The sequence below is a fragment of the Nocardiopsis sp. Huas11 genome (assembly GCF_003634495.1).
Classification (GTDB): Bacteria; Actinomycetota; Actinomycetes; order Streptosporangiales; family Streptosporangiaceae; genus Nocardiopsis.
On the sequence record NZ_RBKY01000001.1, the window covers coordinates 3,697,247 to 3,716,708 of the forward strand.

The following is a 19,462-nucleotide window of genomic DNA, read 5'->3' on the forward strand; positions in this document are numbered from 1 at the left end:
CTCAACGGGGGGTTGACCTCGCCGAAACGCGGCGGCGCGATCGTGGACTCACGTCGGTGCGCGTCCCGTCGTCGCGGTACAGCGTGGTTCCGCGACGGCGGGGAGCACCTTCCTCCCAGGAGGTCGCAGTGGCTCTATGGCGGATCAGGACCGCGGTGGAGGACCGCCCCGGCGGTCTGGCGGGCGTGGTCGGGGTCCTCGCGGACCGGGGCGGCGACATCGTCGGCCTGTCCGTGCACACGGACGTGTCCGGTGTGGTCGACGAGTTCGTGGTCGAGGTCCCAGGCCGACACGACGACCTCGTCCGGGCGCTCTCCGAGCGGTGTCCCTCCGGAGCGGTGACCGCGGTCCCCGCCCACAGGCGCGAGGTCGGGGACGACGTCACCCGGGCGCTGCTGCTCACCGCGCGGCTGCGCGCGCACCCCAACCGGCTGCCGGACGCGCTGGCGGAGCTGTTGCTGGCCGACGACGCCCGCTGGACCAACCTCACCAGCGCCGACGACGCGGGGCAGGCGCGGACGGCTCCGGGTACCGCGATGCTCGTCCCGGTCGGACCGCTGCGCGGGGTGCTGGTCACGCGTTCATCGCGCCCTTTCACCTGGACCGAGTCGAGCCGGGCCGAGGCCCTGGTCCGCTCGGTGATGCCCGCCACCGGCCCGGTGCCCACCGACAGTGTCGTCCACACGTCCCAGGGGCTGGACCTGTCGCTGCGCCAGGTGGTCGAGGAGGACGCCCCGGCCCTGCGCGAGCTGCACCGGCGCTGCTCCGCCGAGACCGTGCACGCCCGCTATCTCACGGGTATGAGCGAGCTGAGCCCGCGCATGCTGCGGGTGTTCTGCGACACCGAGCGGGGCCTGACCCTGGCGGTGCGTCCGCGGGGGCGGGAGGAGCCGGTCGCCCTGGGCCACCTGATGTACACGCTCGACCCGGGGGTGGGCGAGATCGCCTTCCTGGTGGAGGACGTCTGGCAGGGGATCGGGGTGGGCACCGCGCTCGTCCGGGCGCTGACGGTGATCGCCGCGGAGTGGGGCCTGGCGGAGGTGCGGGCCGAGACCACGGTGGCCAACGCGGCCATGCTGAGGATCATGCGCCGCTGCGGCGCGTCCGTGCGCACGCGCGGCGGTACCTACGTGCACGCCCGGCTGCCGGTCGCCGAAGCGCTCCAGGCGGGTCTGGGCGGGCGTGCGCGGCGCGGCGGGGAGTTCGCGCGCCTGATGGGTCAGGGCTGAGACCTGCCCGGGGGCGGGTGCCGGCGCTCACCGGGGTGCGGCCGACACCCGCCCTGGGTGCTACTCGTCGCCGGAGGCGGCACCGCCGTTGTCGGCCGCCGCCTTCTTGGTGGCGCGGCGCTTCTTGACCGGGCGCGAGTAGTCGACGAGGGGCTCCAGCTTGACCTGGTGCTCCTTGAAGCACTCCTCGCAGGCGTCCACCTCGCGGATGGCGCCCTCCCAGGCGAACTGGATGACCTCAGACGCCTCGACCTTCTCCTCGCGGACGGCGTGGGGGTCGCAGTACTTGCGCGTGAAGACCTCGGTGACCACGGCGGGGATTTCCCTTCGGTATGGCGTGAACAGGCGGACCCCTGATCATACACGTGTACGAACGCGGCACCCCGGATGTGCTCCGGGATTCCGTCATGGGTGCGGGGTCGCCCCGAAGCCTAGCGAAGACAGCGGGTCGTTGGGCCCACGCGCGACGCGCGCGCCCCGGGTGACCTGGGGCTCCGGAACGGGTGCCGGCGCCCGCGCGCCGGCCGGGGTCGGCCGGTATTCCGGTGCCTGGTATTTCGCTCCGGGTTCCCTTTGACCGTTTCCCGAGGAACGCAGCGTAGGCGCGCGTGACGATTTCCGTATTCCGCGAACAGCGGCGGGGGCCTCTGGTTAGGGTGTGGCCTATATCCATTGAGAGCGGTCCGTCCGTGCGACCGCCTCGTGGAATACGGGATGCCGCGCCCCGCCGGCGCGCCCCGGTGCATGGCGGAGGCCGTGGGGGACGGAATCCGGGACTCCAATCAGGGGGAGAGCTGTGGTCGAGTACATGGAGGGGACCTACAGAAGCCGTGGTGGCGACCCGGGGGAGGGCGCCGTCGCCGACGTGACCTGGTCGGAATCGGCAGGCCGCCGGGAACGGGCCGACGCGGCCTATGCGTGGGAGCGCCTGTCGGTCGATCCGCGTTTCGTGAAACTGCGCCGGAGGTTCGCGCTGCAGGTGGCCGTTCTGGTGTCATTGTTCCTTTTGAGTTACCTCACCTACCTTCTGCTGTCCGCCTATGCGCGTGACCTGATGAGCTACCAGGTCGCCGACTCCGTGAACATCGCGCTGCTTCTGGGAATCGGTCAGTTCCTGCTGACATTCGTCCTGGCGTGGGCGTTCGGTCGTTTCTCCGCGCGCGCGATCGACCCGCTGGCCGCGCAGATCCGTGACCGGGCCCGCGACGAAGGCGCCCTCTCCGGTCGGGTGTCCCGGCGATGATCCCCACGAACCCGCCCACGCCCGCGTCCCTCGTCAGCGCCCTGGAGGGGCAGTTCGGTCCCGCCCACGCCTGGACGCTGGCACTGTTCGCCCTCTTCGTCCTGGTGACACTGGTCATCTCGATCCGCATGCGGCGCACCACGCGCGGCGCGGTCGACTACTTCGCGGGCGGGCGCGGCTTCTCCAGCACGCAGAACGGGCTTGCCCTGACCGGCGACTACCTCTCGGCCGCCTCCTTCCTCGGCATCGCCGGAATGATCGCCATCCAGGGCTATGACGGGTTCCTGTACTCCATCGGGTTCCTGGTCGCCTGGCTGCTCGTGCTGCCCATGGCCCAGCTGATGCGCAACACCGGCCGGTTCACCATGGCCGACCTGCCCGCCTTCCGGATGCGCCGCATGCGCGTGCGCCTGGCGTGCTCGATCTCCACCGTCACCGTGTGCGTGTTCTACCTGGTGGCGCAGATGGTGGGCGCGGGCGCCCTGGTCGCGGTCCTGCTGGGGCTGCACGACGGCGGTACCTTCCTGGGGCTGAGCGCGGACCAGGCCCGCACCGGGGCGATCGTGCTGGTGGGCGTCCTGATGATCGTCTACGTCATGTACGGCGGGATGAAGGCGGCCACGTGGCTGCAGATCATCAAGGCGATCCTGCTGCTGACCGTCACCGGGCTGCTGACCGCCCTGGTGCTGTCCCTGTTCTCCTTCGACCCGCGCGCCCTGCTCGGCGCGGCGGCCGACGCCAGCGGGCACGGGTCGGCCTTCCTGGAGCCCGGCCTGCGCCTGGGGGTCGAGGTGCCCGGCGACCCCGTCCAGACCGCCTTCAACAAGCTCGACCTCATCAGTCTGGGCCTGGCGCTGGTCCTGGGCACCGTCGCCCTGCCGCACATCCTCATCCGCTTCTACACCGTCCCGGACGGGCGAGCGGCGCGCACCTCGGTCAACCGCACGATCGTGATGATCGGCGCCTTCTACCTCATGACGCTGGCGCTGGGCTTCGGTGCGGCGGCCGTGGTGGGCTCCGAGCGCATCCTGGCCGCCGACCCCTCGGGCAACACGGCCGTCCCACTGCTGGCCGAGGAGGTGGGGCGCCTGACCGCCGGGCCGGTGGGCGCCGCGGTCATGCTGGCGCTGGTCTCGGCGGTGGCCCTGGCCACCATCCTGGCCGTCATCGCCAGCCTCACCCTGGCCTCGTCCTCCTCCATCGCGCACGACGTGTTCGGCCACATCCTGATGTGGGGGCGCCCGCGCGAGTCGCAGGAGGTGGGGGTCGCCCGGTTCTCGGCGTGCCTGGTCGGGGCGGTCGCCATCGTGCTGGCGGTCCAGGCCCGGGGCCAGAACGTGGCCTTCCTCGTCGGCCTGGCCTTCGCCATCGCCGCGGCGGCCAACCTGCCCGTCATCGTGCTCACCATGTTCTGGCGCCGCTTCAACACCCAGGGCGTGGAATGGGGGGTCTACGGCGGACTGTCGGCCACGCTGGTGCTGATGCTGCTGTCCCCGGTGGTCTCGGGCCGGACCCACCCGGTGACGGGGGAGAGCCTGTCGGTGCTGCCGGCCTGGATCGACATCCAGGTGTTCCCGATGGAGAACCCGGCGCTGGTCGCGGTGCCGATCGGCTTCGCGTGCGCGATCATCGGCAGCCTGCTCTCGCCGGAGCGCGATTCGGCCCGCTTCACCGAGCTGCGGGTGCGCTCCCTCACCGGTTGGGGAGCGGACCAGGGCTGAGCGGTGCACACCCGGACGGCCTGGGTCCGCGGGGGCGGCTCAGGCCGTCGGGCGTACCGCGGACAGGGCCTTGGCGACCTCGCGCAGGTAGTCCGGCAGGCCAGGGGCGTTGGCCGCGACGCGGTCCCACGCCCGGACCGCCTCGGTCAGCTGCCGGCGCGGGCTCGTCCGGTCCGGGTCCTTGGCGGCGGCCCTCTCCTCGCGGCGGAACGAGGTCCGCACCGCCCAGAAGACCATCGCCATGAACGGTCGGAAGGGGCCGCTGCCGCGGGCGTCCAAGGCCGCCTCGACCGACCACCGGCCGTCCGCGGTCAGGGAGGGCGACAGCCACGCGGTGACGTCGACCAGGCGGTGGGAGGCCTCCAGCCTGGCCGGCGCGGCCGTCACGGGCTCGCCCGCCAGGGCGGCGTACCAGGCCCGGGTGTCCACGGTGAGAGAGGCCTCGGCCGAGCGCAGCCAGGCGCCGCGACCGGGCAGACGGATCGAGGCGGTCGCGGTGAGCAGACCGGCCGGCGCGTCGTGGGTCACCGTTCCGGAGGTGACGGGGGGCTCGTCCGAACCCACGGTGTCGGGCATGGCGTACTCGATGCGCGAGGTGCCGTGCTCCTCCCAGGACAGGACGGTCACCCCGGTGCCGCTCCAGCCCTGTTCCGCGTACACCGGCTCCAGGGGCACGCCCTCGGAGGTGAGTTCGGCCACGTGGTAGTGGGTGCGGGGCGCCAGGTGGCGGCCCGACTGCAGTTGCAGGGCCAGGTGCGAGGAGCGCACCCGCAGTGTCTCGGTCTCCTCGGCGCTGAGATCGGTGGCCTCGCGCAGGCGCTCGGCGGCGGCCCGGCGTTCGCGGCGCGCCTTGCGCAGGGCCTCGCGGTCGACCAGGCCGAGTCTCTCGGCGTGCTCGTCCAGCCGGTCACGGGTCGCCTCGTCCGGGGTCAGCAGCCAGCCCCGGCCGTCGAAGCGGCAGGAGCGCGCGACCTCGTAGGCGGCGGCGACCGTCTCCTCGACCACCTCCCGGGTCACCGGGGTGATGTCGAAGGTGTGGCTCAGGCGGGGCACGGCGTCTCCGGTCTTCATGGGCGGTGCGGGGCGGTGAGGCCATTGTGGTGCACGAGCCGGGGCGGACGCCACGGACACCGCCCCGAACCGTGGTTGCCGGTGCTCGCACGGCACGGCAGGATGGCGGCCATGCAGATCAGAGACGCGCGCACGGACGACTGGCCCGGCATCTGGGCCTTCCTCAGCGGGATCATCGCCGCGGGGGACACCTTCACCTGGGACCCCGACACCGACCAGGAGCGGGCCCGGCGGATGTGGATGAAGCGGGCGCCGGGTCGCACGTTCGTCGCCGTCGACGAGGACGGCACCGTCGTCGGCACCGCCGAGAGCCACCCCAACCAGGCCGGCGGCGGCTCGCACGTGGCCAACGCCGGGTTCATGGTCCACCCCGACCACAGCGGCCGGGGCATCGGACGCGCCCTGTGCGAGCACACCGTCGAGCAGGCCCGCGCCGACGGCTTCCGCGCCATGCAGTTCAACGCGGTGGTGGAGACCAACACCCGCGCCGTCGCGCTGTGGCGGTCGCTGGGCTTCGAGGTCCTGACCACCGTTCCCGAGGGGTTCCGCCACCCGACCAAGGGCTTCGTGGGCCTGCACGTGATGTACCGCAGGCTCGTGTGACCAGGTACGTCGCGCTGCTGCGCGGGGTCAACGTCGGGGGCCGCCGGCGCCTGCCCATGGCCGACCTGCGGGACATGCTCGCCGGGTTGGGTTACACGGGCGTGGCGACCTACGTCCAGAGCGGCAACGCCGTATTGGAGGCCGCCACCGACGACGGCGGGGCCGTGGCCGCGGCGGTCTCCTCGGCGATCCGGGAGCGTTTCGAGCTGGACGTCCCGACCGTCGTGCGCTCCGCCGAGCGGATGCGGGAGGTGGTGGCGGCCAACCCGCTGGAGGTGCCCGACCCCTCGCGGTTCCTGGTCCTGTTCGCCACCGCCCCCTTCGACGCCGGGGCCCTGCGCGGCCTGGATCCGGCGGCCTACCCGCGCGAGCGTCTGGCGGTCGGCGGCACCGAGGCCTACACGTGCCATGAGGAGGGGATCCGCTTCGCCAAACTGCCGGAGGTCGTGGGCAGGCACACGGCCGGAACGGTCACCGCGCGCAACTGGCGGACCGTGCTGCGACTGCTGGAGATGGCCGAGCACTGAGGCCGGCTCGCGGCGCGCCACTGTCCGAGAGGGGTCCTCGGTGATCCGCGGGCGGCGCACGTCCGCCCGCACGAGCAGGGGAGAGGGGTGTCGCCCGTGCCGAGACGGTGGACGGCGATCCTGCGCGACCTGGCCGACACGGCGCGGCCGATCCGGCCGGAGGACTGCCACGGGCTGCTCAACCGCTGGTGGCCGCAGCCGCCGGAGGAGCACACCGCGGCCAAGCGCTGGTCGATGAACGGCTGGCCGGTTCCACTGGGCGACCACCTGTACCACTGGACGCTGACGTGGCTGGACGACGACGCGCCGCCGCCGGTGGACCCCGAGGGCCTGGTGGGGGAGCCCCAGCGGATCGGCGACCACCTGCTGGAGCCCCTGTCGGTCACCAGGACCTTCGACCACACCTACGAGCGGCTCCTGGGCGCGCCCCGCGGCCCCTCCGCGCTGCGCTCGGCCGAGGTGCGCAGCCGGACCCCCGTGGTCATGACCACCCGCGACGCCTCCGGGGAGCGCATCCCGCACATCTGGCCCCATCCGCGCCGCCTGTTCGGCGCCGTGCACCGGTCCGGCGGCGGGATCGTCGGCGGCAGCGGCGCCGTGGGCGCCGTCGCCCGGTTCGCGCCGCCGGACCTGGCCGGCCCCTGGCTCGACCTGGTCGTGGACGCGCTGACCCTGGTACACCGCTCCCCGCTGCCGGGGCAGGACCTGCGGATGTCCGAGCACCGCCACGCCGAGAACCGCACCGTCCTGGGCTGGCAGGGCGGGTTCACCCTTGAACTGGTCGGCGGGGACCGCGTCCACGCCGACGCCTTCGCCGCGCTGCTCGAACTCCTGGAGCTGGCCGGCGCGGGCAAGTACACGGCCCAGGGGTTCGGGGCCCTGTGCGTGGATACCGTGACCGGCGGCCGCCTCACCACCGGGGTTCCGGTCGCGCGGGCGCGCAGGTCCGCGCACCGGGTGTCGCGCACGGCCGGTCCCCGGCGCGGCGCGGAGACGCGGTCGCACGCGGTGGTCGAGGCCGAGGAGTTCGGCGGGACGCTCTTCGACTGACCCCCACGACCGCCGGTTCCCGCCCGTGGACGGCGGGCGGGGGCCGGCCCCCGCCCGCGGCACCGGCTCGCGCGCCGGCGCCGCCCGCCCCGTGGACGGGGGCGGGGGGCGCTGGCGCGCGGCCTCACCCGTGTGGCGCCCGGTCCGGTGGACGCGGGTCCTGTTCGCGCAGCGCGCGGGCCAGTCCGCGCAGGTGCGGGACCAGGTCCTGAACGGTCAGCGGCGGCGGCGCCGGGGTCGGGGTCTCGGTCAGGTCGCGGCCGTGGCGGGAGACCGGTTCGGCTGGGCGCTGGACCACCATGGGAACCTCCGTAGCGGGGGCGGGACGTGCATCCAGCTCTCTCGGACAGCCCGCGCGCGGCGGTCCCGGCACCAGGCCCGCGCGGCGTCCGCGGACGGGCTCGACGGCCGGTCGGGAGGTCCGTGACCGGCTGCTGGACGGGCTTCCGGATACTGTTGAGGAACGGTTCGGGCTGGTATGCGTGGTTTTGTGCGTTGACGCGGCGGCCGCCACCGTCCGAGAGAGAGCAGGAGAGAGCCCTTCGCGCGTGTGGACCCCCGCCGCGCGCGAGGGGTGCCACGCCCCCCGGTCGGGGCGTGGCCCGACCACCCGGACCAGCCGGACCCGCCGACGAGGAGCTCCACACGGTGACGCGCGCCAGCGAGCAGCGACCCCGCCGCAGGGGCACGACCGCCCCCGCCCGGCCGCCGGCACGCGGTGTGGTCGTCGGCGTGGACCTGCGCGGCATCCAGGCCTACGTCTACAGCGGCCGCCGCATCCTGGACGCGGTGGGACGGGCGGCGCTGGTCGCGGAGCTCACCGACACCTCCGACCGCCGCCACGGCATCGCCGACCTGGTCCCCGAGGACTGCGTGGTCCTGCGCGACGCGGGCGGGGCGCTCACGGTCGTCCTGCCGGACGCCGCGGCCGCACGCGCCTTCACCGCCCGCTACACGCGCCTGCTGCGGGACCGCGCCGGCGACCTCACCCCGGTCGTGGCGCACGTGGCCTACGGACCGGACGCCCCGCCCGGGGAGGCGGAGGCGCAGGCCCCCCGAGGAGTGGACGAGGCGCTGGAACGGCTCCCGGCCCGGCTGCGAGCGGCCCGGCGGCGGATGTCGGCGCTGCACACCCCCGCCCACGGCTACGGGATCACCGCCGTGTGCTCGGTCGGCGGCGGCCCCGCGGAGTCGGTCGACAGCAGCCGCGCCCAGGACGAGCGCGCGGGAGTGCCCGAACGCGTCGCCGCCGACGTCGCCCGGGCCCGGGGGATCGGGCGGCGCTGGCACCGCGCGCACAGCGCCGCGTGGCTGGCGGGCGCGGCCACGGCCACCGGCCGGCCCCCTCTGGAGCTGCCGATGGAGGTCGACCTCCTCGGCCGCGACCACGGCGACCTCAGCCGGATCGCGGTCGTGCACATCGACGTCAACGGGCTCGGTGTCATCCTGGGCGAGTACCGCGACCGCGCCGGGGACCCCGAGGTCCCCGGCTCCGGCGCGGCCGCCCAGCGGCGCCTGTCCACCCGCATCGCGGGCCTGACCGAGGGCCTGGCCCGCGCCCTGGTGCGGGCCGTGGCCGCGACGGTGCGGGCCGACCCGGACGGGCCGGCGACCCTGCCCGGCGCCGGGGCGGCGGCGCCCCTCACCCTGCACCGCTCACCGGCCGGGACCGTGCGCCTGCCGGTGCGTCCGATCGTCGTCGCGGGCGACGACCTCACCGTGCTCTGCGACGCACGCCTGGCCCTGAGCCTGACCCGATACGCCCTGGCGTGGCTGGACGCCGACCCCGAGCGGATCGGCGCCGCCGAGGACCCCCGTGTGGCCCTGCACCGGGCACTGTCGTCCGCGCACGGCGGGGCGGGCGCCCGGACGGTCGCCGGGGCGGACGGGGCGGACGGGGCGCACACCACGTTCGTGCCCACGGTCGGCGTCGGTATCGCCGTCCAGCCCGTCGGCGCCCCCCTGTCCCTGGGCTACGACCTGTGCGAGGCGATGTGCCGCCGGGCCAAGGACCAGCGGGTCGCACTGATGGAGGGCGGCGCGCCCGACGACCACGCCGTGGCCTGGACGACCCGTTTCGACGGCGTCGACCGCGTGCTGCGCCGTCTGGACCGGGCACGCGCCGCCGCGCCGCCGCGCACCGCCCTGCCGCTCACCGGAACCGCCTTCGCCGACTTCCTGGACCGGTACCTGTCCGTGGGCGCGCCCGGCAGCCTGCTCGCCGACGGCGACACCCGCAACCGGAGCTGGCTGGTGTCGTCGCTGGTCCCGCTCCTGGAGTCGGGGGGCGACCCCTCCGACGAACTCCTCCGCCGCAGCCGGGTGACCGGAGCCCGCGCCGAGCTGCCCCGGGACTGGACCCCCGGCGCGCTGCTCGACGCCGTCGAGGTGCTGGACCTGCACCTGGACCCGGACCTGACGGCGGCACTCGAACCCCACCGGCCCCATGACCGAGGGCGGACAGGGGTCGGTGGCCCTCTCTCCCGGGGCGCTCCGGCATGAGCGCTCCGGACCGCATCGTCGTCCGCCTGGCCGCACCGGCGCTCTTCGTCGGGGCCAGCGCGGACGGCACGGGCGCCGACACCGACGTGGTCACCGACGCCCACGGACTGCCCTACCTGCCGCGGCACCGCCTGGCGGCACGGCTGTCCGAGGGCGCCGCACGCGCCCTGACGGTCGCCGCGGACCTGGCGGGCCCGGCCGAGCAGGTCTTCGGCCGAAGCCGCTCCCACGACACCGGTCGGATCCTGCGTCTGGGCCACGCCGTGGTCGACGAGGACGTGCGCGCCGCGGTCGCCCGCGCCCTGGCCGGGCGCGCCGAACCCGAGCGCACCACGTTGCGCCGGGCGGTCACCGACGCCTACACGGCACTGGAGTCGGGCACGGCGGTCGGCGCCGACGGGGCTCCGGTGCCCGGCGGACTGCGCACCCACCGGGTCCTCGTGCCCGGGACGGCCCTGACCGCCGCGCTCACCTGGTCGGTCCCGCCCGGACCCGCCCACTGGCGGCTTCTGGCCCGCGCGTGCCTGGCCACCACCCAGATCGGCTTGAAGGCCACCCGCGGACGGGGCAGGGTGGACGTACGGCTGGCCGGGCCCGGCGGCGCCGACCCGCACGAGGTGACCCTGCGCCTGGCCGCGCCCCCGGACCCGGGGGCGTCAGACGAGCGGGAGGAGGCGCGCGCGTGAACACGACTCCGACCAGGCGGCCAAGCCGGGGACACGCCCCCGCGGCGGGCGGGAACGGCCGCCCCCGCGTCCTCGGCGGACCACCGCCCGTGCCGGGGGCGCCGAGGTGAACGCACCCGATGCCGCCGTGGGCGCCTACCTTCCCCTCCGGTTCGTGCTCACCGGCTCCCTGGCCGTGCGCACGTCCTTCGACCCGCTGCGGGTGGACTCCGAGCACACCATCGCGGGGCGTGCCCAGCGCGGCATGCTCGCCGCCGCCCTGAGCGCGGCCGGGCGCACCCGGGATCTCCAGGAGTGGGTGGCCAGGGGCCGGCGGGTGCGCTTCGCCCCCGCCTACCCCCGGCTCGAACCCGAGACGGCACCGGACGGGTCGCGTCGGCGCGCGGCGGCGGCCTACCCGCCCCCGGCCTATCTGTACACGCCGGGAAAGCACGGCCACACCACGGTCGACGTGTTCGGCGAGACCGACCCCGACACCCCCTACCGCCCGGTGCGGGACCTGATCACCCTGGACCGGTCGCTGCGGGCCGAGGTCCGCACGACCGCCGAGCGCTACCTCGGCCGCTCCCGGACCGGGGACCCCGGGCGGGGCCTGCCCCACTTCACCACCGGCATCGACCCGGGCCAGGTGTTCGAGGCGCGCTGGCAGCTGCGCGCCCCCGACCGCGCGGCGCTGACGGACCTGGCCGAGCGGCTGGTCGCCGCGCTCGCCGACGCGGAGGGCACGCTCACGCTCGGCTCCGGGGGCACCCGCGCCCACGGCGACGTGAGCGTGGCGCCCGTCGACCCCGCACACCCGCTCTCACCCGACCGCGCCGACCCGCTGGGCGGGCCGCGGTCCTGGGCGGCGGGGGAGCCCGTCGATCTGCTCCTGCTGTCCCCGGCGCTGGTTGTGGGCGCCGACGGGCAGGCCCGGCCGCAGGCCCTGACCCGGGCGGTGCTCGACCTCCTGGGCCGCCTGTGGCCTGGGACCCGCGCGCGGGTCCTGGCCGAGCACGTCGAGGCGGGCCTGGTCGGGGCCTACCACCGCGGCTACCGGGGGCCGATGGCCCAGCGGTGGGCGGCCCGCCCCGGCTCGGTGGTGCGCCTGTGCCTGGACCGCGACCTGACCACCGATCGCGTCCGCGAACTGGAGGCGCACACCCTGGGCGAGCGCGCCGTGGACGGCCACGGGCAGTTCACCCTGCTGGCACCGCCCCCGAGCGGGCCGGCGCCGCTCGCGCCCGTGATGGTGCCCCGGGCCGAACGGGCTCCGGGCACCGTCGTCCTGCCCGACGGGCGTCCGGTCCCGGCCCAGGCGCCACTGGTGCCGACCGGAGCGTTGCGCACCCTCGACGACGCCCTGCTGTGGAACGCGGCCGCCCAGCCCGTCCGCGCCCACGCGCGGTCGCTGGCGCGCGCCTCGGCGGCGGGGCTCGCACCGCTCACCCCCGGCTTCCTGGGGCGCCTGCGCGAGGTCCTGGCCGCCCACCCGGGCCAGGACTGCGCTCGGGCCCTGGCCGACCTCGTGGCCACGGTGGCCGCGCGGCCGAACGCCGCCCCGGCCGCGCGCCGACCCCTGCCGGAGCGGGCCCTGCGGGTCCTGGACCGCGCCGCCCTGGTCCGGCCCGGCCACGGCGACCGCGTCACCGTGCGCGCGTGGCTGTCCGGACTGGCCGACCCCGCCGCCTGGTGGACGGACCACCGGCCCGGCGCCGACGCCGACCCCGCCTACGCCAGGGCGCTGGCCGCCGTGGACCTGTCCAGCGCGGACGGGCGCCCCGTCGCCGGCCACCCCAGCGGCCTCTCCGCGCACGTCCTGGCCTGGGAGCGGCGCACCGCCGACCGGTTGTGCGTGCTCCTGGTGTCCTCCTGGCTGGCCGAGGCCGCCCGCGTGGTGCGCCCGGAGCCCGGGAACACCGTCGAGCGGGAACCGGTGCGGTGAACGAGCACAGCGACGAGGGGCGGCCGGACACCCTCCGGGCGCCGCGGATCGTGTGGGAGTTCGGCCTGCGCCTGCTCCTGCTCACCGACACCCACATCGGCGCCGCGCAGCCCCTGGCGCGCCACGCCGCCGAGAGCGACGTCGACCTGCTCGTGGACCGTGATCCGCGCACCGGGGTGCCGCGGTTGCGCGCCACCACCACGGCCGGGCTGCTGCGGCACGGGCTCGCCGAACGCACCGGCGACGCGGGCGGGGTCCGCGCCCTGCTCGGTCCGGCCGCGCAGGCCGCCGGATCCCGGGCCGGGACCAGCGCCCTGGACGTCGACGACTCCCACGCCGAACTCGCCGAGGGCACCGGCGTCACCGTCCGCGCGGGCACGCGCGTGGATCCGGCGACCGGCGCGGTCCGGCCCGGCCGGACGTGGCGGTGGGAGGTCCTGCCCGCGGGCACGGTGTTCACCGTCCCCCTGCGGCTGCACGTGCCCGAGGCCGGGGACGAGGCCGGGCTGCTCGGGCTCCTGCTCCTGGCCGCGGCCGGACTCGACGGCACCGGCCCCGGCCGCCACGTCGGCGCCCGCACCGGGCGCGGGTACGGTCTGGTGCGCGCCGCCCGCTGGACCGCCCGCCGCCACGACCTGTCCGGGGAGCGCGGCTGGTTCGCCTACCACGCGCGCACCTGGGAGCAGCGCTGGGCCGCGGCGGCGGGGACCGCCGACGACCCCGAGGACCTGGCCGAGGCGCTGACGCGGTGCCTGGCCGCGGCCGGACCGGCCCCGGTCGCGGACCGCGTGAGAGGCCTCGCCGCCGACCAGACCGACCGCCGGCACCGGGCCGAGCTCCGGCTGCGGCTGGCCGTGGCCGAGCGCCCGGCCCCGTGGCCGCCGGAACCAGGGGCCACGGACCCCGACGAGGCCGTCCTGCGCCCCGGTCTGCTGATGATCGGCGACGCGCCCGCCGACGCCCGGCTCGGCGAGGTCGACCGCGCCCACCGGTACCGCCCGGTCCCGGGCGCAGGGGACGCGGTGGACCATGTGCCCGTCCTGGGCGACACCGCGCTGTTCGCCCTGGTCAAACGGATCGGCGGGCGCCTGGTCCGGGACGCCGCCGAGCACCTGGGCGCCGACCCGGACCGGTGGCGCGCCTGGAACGCGTACTGGTGGGGCTCCGACGCCGAGGAGGGCGCTGCGCGAGGGGCTGAGCTACCACCCTCAACGGAGGGCCTGCGGCCCCGGCCCTCCCGCCCGTCGCCCACCATCGCTCAGGACGGCGCTGCGCGAGGGGCTGAGCTACCACCCTCAACGGAGGGCCTGCGGCCCCGGCCCTCCCGGATCCGGTTGCGCGCCGCGCCGGCCATCACCGGGGGCGCGCCCCTGACCACCACCCGCCTGACCGTCGACGCCCTGTTCGGCGACGCCGTCGACGGCCGCCTGTTCACCAGCGACCTGCACTGCGGCGGCGGCGCCGACGTCGTGCTGGACGTGCGCGAGCCCGACGACGCGGTCCGCGGCATGCTGGCGCTCCTGGTGCGCGAGCTGGCCACCGTCCCCTTCGACACCCTCGGGTCCGGCGGCGGCAGCGGCAACGGCCGCCTGTGCGCCACCCGCGCGACGCTGACCACCGTGTCGGGCGACGGCGGCCCCGCGCACACCGTCGACCTCCTGGCGGCCGTCCGCGACCCCGACACCGAGGACGGCCGGGACGCCCGGCGCTGGCTGGCCGCGCTGCGGGCCCGTCTCGGCCCGGACCGCCCGGACCTCACCAGCCCAGCCCACAGCACCGCATCGGAGGAGGAGCCGTACCGGTGAGCCACGAACTTCCGCAACCCGCCGGTCTCACCGTCCGTGCCCTGACCGGCGCCCAGATCGACGAGGTCCTGCACGACGTCTTCGTGCGCGGCACCCGGTGCCGACTGCTCGACACCGGAACCGACGGCCTCCCCGGCGAGCCCGCGGCTCCGCAGTGGCTGCTCGCCGAACTCGGCGACGGACGCCTCACCGGTGCCTGTCCGCGCGAGCGCTGGCGCCGCTCCGACGAGGAGCCCACCCGCCACCTGTCCGCGCCCGCCCTGGACCCCGGCACCGACCGGTGGCGGGTCCTGGAGGTGCTGGTGTTCGCGCCCCACGCCCAGATCCGGCTGGGCGAGGGCGCCGAGTCCGGGTGGATCAGCGCCGACGCCCCCGACGTCCCCGACGTCCCCGAAGGGCCCCTGCGGCCCCGTGACCGCTCCTTCCTCCTCCAGGGGTGGAACGGCCCCGAGCACAGCCGCACCCTGCCGGGCCCGGTGCCGCTGTCGGTGACCGCCGAGCCCTCCGGATCCCAGGCCGTCCTCCCGGTGCGCTGGCTCGACTTCTCCGGCCGGGCGCGCCCGGCGCCCCGCCGGCGGAACGCGCTGGAGAGCTCCGGCACCTGGCTGACCGTCCGCGAGTACTGGGCGAGCGACCCCGTGACCGGCGCGGTGGGCGTGGCCTTCCACCGCCTGACCGGGTTGCGCACGGGTACCAAACCCACAGGGCCTGAGTTCGACGCCGGTACCGGAGACCAGATCCAGGAAGCGGACCGCTGATGGCCGACCCCCGCGACCTCGCCGCCCGGCTCGGCGACGCCTCCCGCGCCGCCGCAAGCCCGACCGCCGACCGCTTCCGCGCCACGGCCCCCTACGGACTGGTCCGGCTCGCCGACACCCCCATGCCCGCCGCCGACCTGCACACCGGACACCGCACCGCCGACCTGCTGCGCAGCCACGACCGCACCGTCGACGGCACCCGCACCGGATGGATCGACCTCACCGCGACCACGCTCACGCCCACGTTCGTCGGACAGACCCTGGACCGCACGGGCGTGAGCCGTTCCCTCCGCTTCCCGCACGGCGACCGCGCGCTCCCGGCCATCCCCGGATCGACGCTGCGCGGCCTGGTCCGCAACACCGTGCGCATGCTCACCAGTGGGGAGACGGGTCCGGTCAACACCCCGATGCTGTTCTTCCGCGCGCCCGTGCGCATCGACCCCGGCAGCACCGACAGCGCGCTGTCGACCCGGGCCCGCAAGGTCATGGCACACCAGCACGCCCACTACCGCAAACGCCGCGCGGGTCTGCGCACCAAGCAGGGCTTCCTGTTCCAGTCGGGCGCCGACGCCCGCTGGTATGTGGTCGAGGTCCCGGCCACCTCCCTGTCCGGCGAGTCCGGCCAGGCGCTCAAGGTCACCTTCGGCGCGCTGCGGGAGAGCCTGCGTACCTGGGACTTCGGGGTGACGGAGTTCCCCGACCCGCCGCGGGGCGGCCACTACGTGCCCACCACCCACGAACAGCACGCGCACCTGCAGTACCGGTGGGTCTACGCCGTCCACCTGCCCGGCCAGCGCCGGATCGCGGCGGTCGCGCCCACCGAGCACCAGGCCAGGGCCTACCTGCGGGCGCACGCTCCCCGGGCGCAGACCGGCCGTGCCCGCGGGGGCGGTGTCATCGGCGCCCTGGTCGTCCTGACCGGGGTCGCGGCGGGCGAGCGCCGCAACGCCTACCTCTTCCCCCGCCCCGCGAACCTGGACACCGGCCGGCTGCCGGTCCCCGACGCCATGGTGGAGCTCTTCGAGTCCGCCGAGCAGGTCACCGGGTACCAGCGGGCCGCCTTCCCCGACACCCTGGGCGCCGGGCACGAGGATCCCCGACGCCCGCCCGTGGCGGGGGCCGGCGGCGGCGGGCTGCCCCGGCACGGCCCCGAACCGGTCTGGTTCGACGTGGACCTGGCCGGCCGGGTGGTGTCGTTCGGCCGCTCGGGCGGCTACCGCATCGCGGTCAGCGACGACAGCCCCGTCCGGCGGGCGGTGCCCGGGCCGGTCCTGGGGCCGCAGCAGGGCGACGCGGACCGGGCGGAGCGGGCCGGGCGCCCGGTGGACGTGTGCCGAGCCCTGTTCGGCGACACCGACACCTTCGCGGGCGAGGCGGGCGCGTCCAAGGGACGCATCTCCTTCGGCAACGCGCTGTGCACCGACCCCGATCCCGACTACCCCGACGGCTGCGCCCTGCGGGTACGGCTGCTCTCGCCCCAGCGGGGCTGTTTCGCCAACTACCTCGTCCAGGGGCCGGACACGGCGGCGGGGGACCGGCCCGACATCGTCACCTGGTCGCACGAGGGGCACGTGCGGCTGGGCGGCTACAAGGCCTACCTGCACCGCCACCGCGCCGACCTGGGATCGCCCGTGCGCTACGACGCCCGCGCCCAGGAGGAGCTCGGGCTGAGCGTCCTGCCGGGGGGACGCCAGGAGGAGCCGCCCAGGGACACCCAGCGTGACATCGTCCCGCTGCGGGACGGCCTCACCTTCCACTCCAGGATCACCTTCACCAACCTGACCGACGCCGAACTGGGGGCGCTGCTGCGCGCCCTGCTGTTGGACAACCCGATCGACGGCGGCGACCCGGCCGACCCCGAGTACGCCCACAAAGTCGGTATGGGCAAGTCGCTGGGCATGGGCAGCGTGCACCTGCGCCCCGAGCTGTACCTGGTGGACCGCAGGGCCCGGGCCGTGGACCTCGCACCCGACGCCGGGGTCACCCGGGCCGGTGGCGAGCAGGTCCGGGAACTGTTGGACGGGTTCGGGCTGGCGCTGGTGGGCCGCCGCCTGGGCGGGCGGGCCGACCCCCGGCGGTGGCGGGAGGTCGACCAGGCCGTCGACGTGTGCCTGGCCGGCCGGTGGCGGGGCCGCCTGCCCTGGGACGACACGCGGGTGATGTCGTTGCGCGAGTTCGCGGAGTACCCGGTCCTGCCTCCGCTCACGTCCCGCTTCGGCCTCGGCGAGGACTCCGCGGGCGGCGGTTGACCCCGCCGCCTCCGGCCCCGGCGCGCGGTCGTTCCGCGCCCGGTCGCGGGCCTGTTCCCGGCCGGGGGCGCGGGCCGCGGCGCGCGGCGTAGGCCTCACCCGTCGATGGCCTCGGCCAGCGCCTCCAGCAGGTCGGCGCGCAGATCGGCGTCGTCCTGGGCGCCGGCCCACCGTGCGGGCACGCCAGTGGTCAGGGTCGCGGTCGCGGTCGCGGAGCCGGTGGCCGCATCGGCCGCATCCGCCGCGGCGGTTCCAGCATGGGCGACCGGCTCGCCGCGGCGGCCCTCCTCGTCGAGCAGGTCGCACAGCAGGGTGTCGAGCGCGCCCTGGGGGTCGGCGTCGAAGGCCTCGCGCTCCCGCTGGGCCCGGTCGGCGAGGGTGCGCGCGGTGCGCTCCAGCCAGCCCCGTTCCACCGTGTCCAGGACCTCGCGCCGTGTCCGCGCGTCCGGCCGCGGCGCGGCGGTGTCCGGGACGGGCGTGTAGGGCGCGCTGCGGGCCCGGCCGCGCGCCTGCTGGACCAGCCGGAAGTGGTCGGGCATGTCCACCGCCATCCGGCCCAGCACGCCCGTGAGCCGGCGGGCCACGTCCTCGCCGCTGACGGTCGGCAGCATCCGGCGCAGGAGCAGCCGTCGGCGCTGGTCGGGGGTGCGGCCCGGGTCGGCGTCGCGTCCGCCGGCCAGTTCGGCGAGCTTGCGCAGGAGGTAGTCGCCGGTGGCGGTGGAGACCATGGGCGGTTCCTTCACCGCGGTGAGGGCGCGCCCGTGCAGGTCGGCGACGGGCACGGCGCTGCCGTCCTCGGTGAAGGAGGCGTTCTCGCCCTGGTGGATCTCCTCGGGCAGGTCGGCGGCGGGATTGCCCCAGCCCGCGGTGAGCACCAGCATGGCCAGCGCCTCCTGCTCGACCACGTCGGTGGCCACCCGGGCGACGTCGCGGCGCTGGGCCCACCGGCGGGGGCGCTCGGAGAAGGCGCAGCGCACCGTGCCGTTGGCGGCGTGCTGGGGGTAGACGCGGCGCAGGTTCTTGTAGGAGCGGTCGCGACGGACGTCGTCCAGGGCATCACGAAGCCGGTGGGCCGCGGTGCGGTCCACCGTGCCGTCCCGTGGCACCGCGCGACCCATGCGCACGGCGAGGACGCTCTCGGCGTCGCCCTGGTGGACCGGGCACGGGCAGTGCTCGGCGCACAGGTCGACGTAGTCGCAGAACTGTTCGGAATGGCCCGAGCAGCCCTGGGCGGTTCCGTCCGTGGAGCAGGGTCCGCACCCCATCACACGCGTGAAGGCGCGCAGGAACGCGGTGGAACCGAACAGCTCCCAGGCGGAGCAGTGGTGCGTGCTCACGAACTCTTCTCCCCGGTGTGATCCGGGGCCGGGTCGCTTTCCCAGCCCTCCGGGAAAGCGCGTGAAAGAGTCGCGAGACCTCAGCCGACACCCCCGCTTTCACGGGAGGTCACACGCCAAAATAGTTCCGCCGTGAGGAAACTGTCAATTGCCTGCGGGGTGGGACATGTGCGCTTCCCCTATTTGAATCGGACATGGGCAACAACGGTCACATGGATTTCGCTCGGGCGGGTCGGACAAGGTCGAAGGGCTGTGTCCGAGAGACTGCGGTGAGACCCCCTGGCAGGGGGTGACACAGGTGGTCGCGGCACACCGAACGCGGGCACGCGCCGAGAGGAACGGAGGTCGCCGGATGCCGGTGGTCAACCTGACGCCGCATGTGGTGACAGTCGTCGACGCCCGCTCCCGTGTCATCCAGCGCTGGCCGCGCGCCCCCGAACCGGCACGGGTCGAGGCCGTCCGGGTCCCGGTGCGCGGCGCGGCGGGCGTACCCGCGGGCGTGCCCCTGGTCGCCGAGAGACGCACCCGCGCCAACCTGCCCGAGCCGCAGGAGGGCGTGTGGTTCATCGTCTCCTCCGTGGTGGGTTCGGCCCACCCCGAGCGCAGGGACCTGCTCGTGCCCTCGGACCTGGTGCGCGACGGCAGGGGCGTGGTGACCGCGTGCCGGTCGTTCGTCATCAGCGGGACCCCGGTCCGGGGCGCGCCGGACAAGGGCAGGGCCGCGCCGGACCCCGGGCGCACGGGCGGCCGGGACCAG

General features: G+C 75.7%; 16 protein-coding genes and 1 pseudogene. 13 read left to right on the forward strand and 4 right to left on the reverse strand.

Annotated features, from left to right (window positions below; translation table 11 throughout):
* Nucleotides 1-128 precede the first annotated feature (128 nt).
* Nucleotides 129-1,229 (forward strand): GNAT family N-acetyltransferase, encoded by a 1,101-nt coding sequence (locus DFP74_RS16940; protein ID WP_121182644.1) that lies wholly within the window; start codon nt 129-131, stop codon nt 1,227-1,229.
* A gap of 60 nt (nt 1,230-1,289) precedes the next feature.
* Here the strand turns inward: DFP74_RS16940 and DFP74_RS16945 are convergent, their stop codons facing one another.
* Nucleotides 1,290-1,541 (reverse strand): hypothetical protein, encoded by a 252-nt coding sequence (locus DFP74_RS16945; RefSeq protein ID WP_121182646.1) that lies wholly within the window; start codon nt 1,539-1,541, stop codon nt 1,290-1,292.
* Nucleotides 1,542-2,025: 484 nt separating this feature from the next.
* On the opposite strand from DFP74_RS16945, the gene DFP74_RS16950 reads away from it, so the two are divergent.
* Nucleotides 2,026-2,472, forward strand: a complete 447-nt coding sequence (locus DFP74_RS16950; RefSeq protein WP_233571006.1) for a DUF485 domain-containing protein — start codon at nt 2,026-2,028, stop codon at nt 2,470-2,472.
* Nucleotides 2,469-4,193: a cation acetate symporter gene (locus DFP74_RS16955; RefSeq protein ID WP_121182648.1), complete on the forward strand. Its 1,725-nt coding sequence runs from the start codon at nt 2,469-2,471 to the stop codon at nt 4,191-4,193. Before DFP74_RS16950 ends, DFP74_RS16955 begins: the two co-directional genes overlap by 4 nt.
* 39 nt (nt 4,194-4,232) lie before the next feature.
* Here the strand turns inward: DFP74_RS16955 and DFP74_RS16960 are convergent, their stop codons facing one another.
* Complete coding sequence (locus DFP74_RS16960; protein WP_233571007.1) at nt 4,233-5,264, reverse strand: hypothetical protein; 1,032 nt, start codon at nt 5,262-5,264, stop codon at nt 4,233-4,235.
* A 111-nt stretch (nt 5,265-5,375) separates the two neighbouring features.
* Here DFP74_RS16960 and DFP74_RS16965 point away from each other — a divergent pair, with 111 nt between their 5' ends.
* The 3 genes from DFP74_RS16965 to DFP74_RS16975 all read left to right on the forward strand — a co-directional run bounded on the left by DFP74_RS16965 (nt 5,376) and on the right by DFP74_RS16975 (nt 7,444).
* Entirely contained in the window at nt 5,376-5,867 is a 492-nt protein-coding gene (locus DFP74_RS16965) for a GNAT family N-acetyltransferase (protein ID WP_121182651.1), read from the forward strand.
* Nucleotides 5,864-6,394: a DUF1697 domain-containing protein gene (locus DFP74_RS16970; RefSeq protein ID WP_121182652.1), complete on the forward strand. Its 531-nt coding sequence runs from the start codon at nt 5,864-5,866 to the stop codon at nt 6,392-6,394. The genes DFP74_RS16965 and DFP74_RS16970 overlap by 4 nt, the downstream gene beginning before the upstream one ends.
* An 87-nt stretch (nt 6,395-6,481) precedes the next feature.
* Entirely contained in the window at nt 6,482-7,444 is a 963-nt protein-coding gene (locus DFP74_RS16975; RefSeq protein WP_121182654.1) for a CRISPR system precrRNA processing endoribonuclease RAMP protein Cas6, read from the forward strand.
* Nucleotides 7,445-7,568: 124 nt separating this feature from the next.
* Here DFP74_RS16975 and DFP74_RS33545 read toward each other — a convergent pair whose 3' ends face one another.
* A complete protein-coding gene (locus DFP74_RS33545; RefSeq protein WP_158613010.1) occupies nt 7,569-7,745 on the reverse strand; it encodes a hypothetical protein in 177 nt (58 codons plus the stop codon).
* A 347-nt stretch (nt 7,746-8,092) separates the two neighbouring features.
* On the opposite strand from DFP74_RS33545, the gene DFP74_RS16980 reads away from it, so the two are divergent.
* The 6 genes from DFP74_RS16980 to DFP74_RS17005 all read left to right on the forward strand — a co-directional run bounded on the left by DFP74_RS16980 (nt 8,093) and on the right by DFP74_RS17005 (nt 17,368).
* Entirely contained in the window at nt 8,093-9,946 is a 1,854-nt protein-coding gene (locus DFP74_RS16980; RefSeq protein WP_370013391.1) for a hypothetical protein, read from the forward strand.
* Complete coding sequence (locus DFP74_RS16985) at nt 9,943-10,632, forward strand: hypothetical protein (RefSeq protein ID WP_121182656.1); 690 nt, start codon at nt 9,943-9,945, stop codon at nt 10,630-10,632. The genes DFP74_RS16980 and DFP74_RS16985 overlap by 4 nt, the downstream gene beginning before the upstream one ends.
* A 106-nt stretch (nt 10,633-10,738) precedes the next feature.
* A complete protein-coding gene (locus DFP74_RS16990) occupies nt 10,739-12,556 on the forward strand; it encodes a hypothetical protein (protein WP_199725682.1) in 1,818 nt (605 codons plus the stop codon).
* On the forward strand, nt 12,553-14,361 hold the full coding sequence (locus DFP74_RS16995; protein ID WP_121182658.1) for an RAMP superfamily CRISPR-associated protein: 1,809 nt from the start codon (nt 12,553-12,555) through the stop codon (nt 14,359-14,361). The genes DFP74_RS16990 and DFP74_RS16995 overlap by 4 nt, the downstream gene beginning before the upstream one ends.
* Nucleotides 14,358-15,119 carry a hypothetical protein gene (locus DFP74_RS17000; protein ID WP_121182660.1) on the forward strand — a complete coding sequence of 254 codons (762 nt, stop codon included), beginning with the start codon at nt 14,358-14,360 and terminating at the stop codon, nt 15,117-15,119. Before DFP74_RS16995 ends, DFP74_RS17000 begins: the two co-directional genes overlap by 4 nt.
* A complete protein-coding gene (locus DFP74_RS17005) occupies nt 15,119-17,368 on the forward strand; it encodes a TIGR03986 family CRISPR-associated RAMP protein (protein ID WP_121182662.1) in 2,250 nt (749 codons plus the stop codon). The genes DFP74_RS17000 and DFP74_RS17005 overlap by 1 nt, the downstream gene beginning before the upstream one ends.
* 95 nt (nt 17,369-17,463) lie before the next feature.
* Here the strand turns inward: DFP74_RS17005 and DFP74_RS17010 are convergent, their stop codons facing one another.
* Nucleotides 17,464-18,705 (reverse strand): hypothetical protein, encoded by a 1,242-nt coding sequence (locus DFP74_RS17010; RefSeq protein ID WP_121182664.1) that lies wholly within the window; start codon nt 18,703-18,705, stop codon nt 17,464-17,466.
* A 352-nt stretch (nt 18,706-19,057) separates the two neighbouring features.
* On the opposite strand from DFP74_RS17010, the pseudogene DFP74_RS17015 reads away from it, so the two are divergent.
* Nucleotides 19,058-19,402: pseudogene (locus tag DFP74_RS17015) on the forward strand (hypothetical protein); the annotation flags it as partial.
* Between the last annotated feature and the right edge of the window lie 60 nt (nt 19,403-19,462).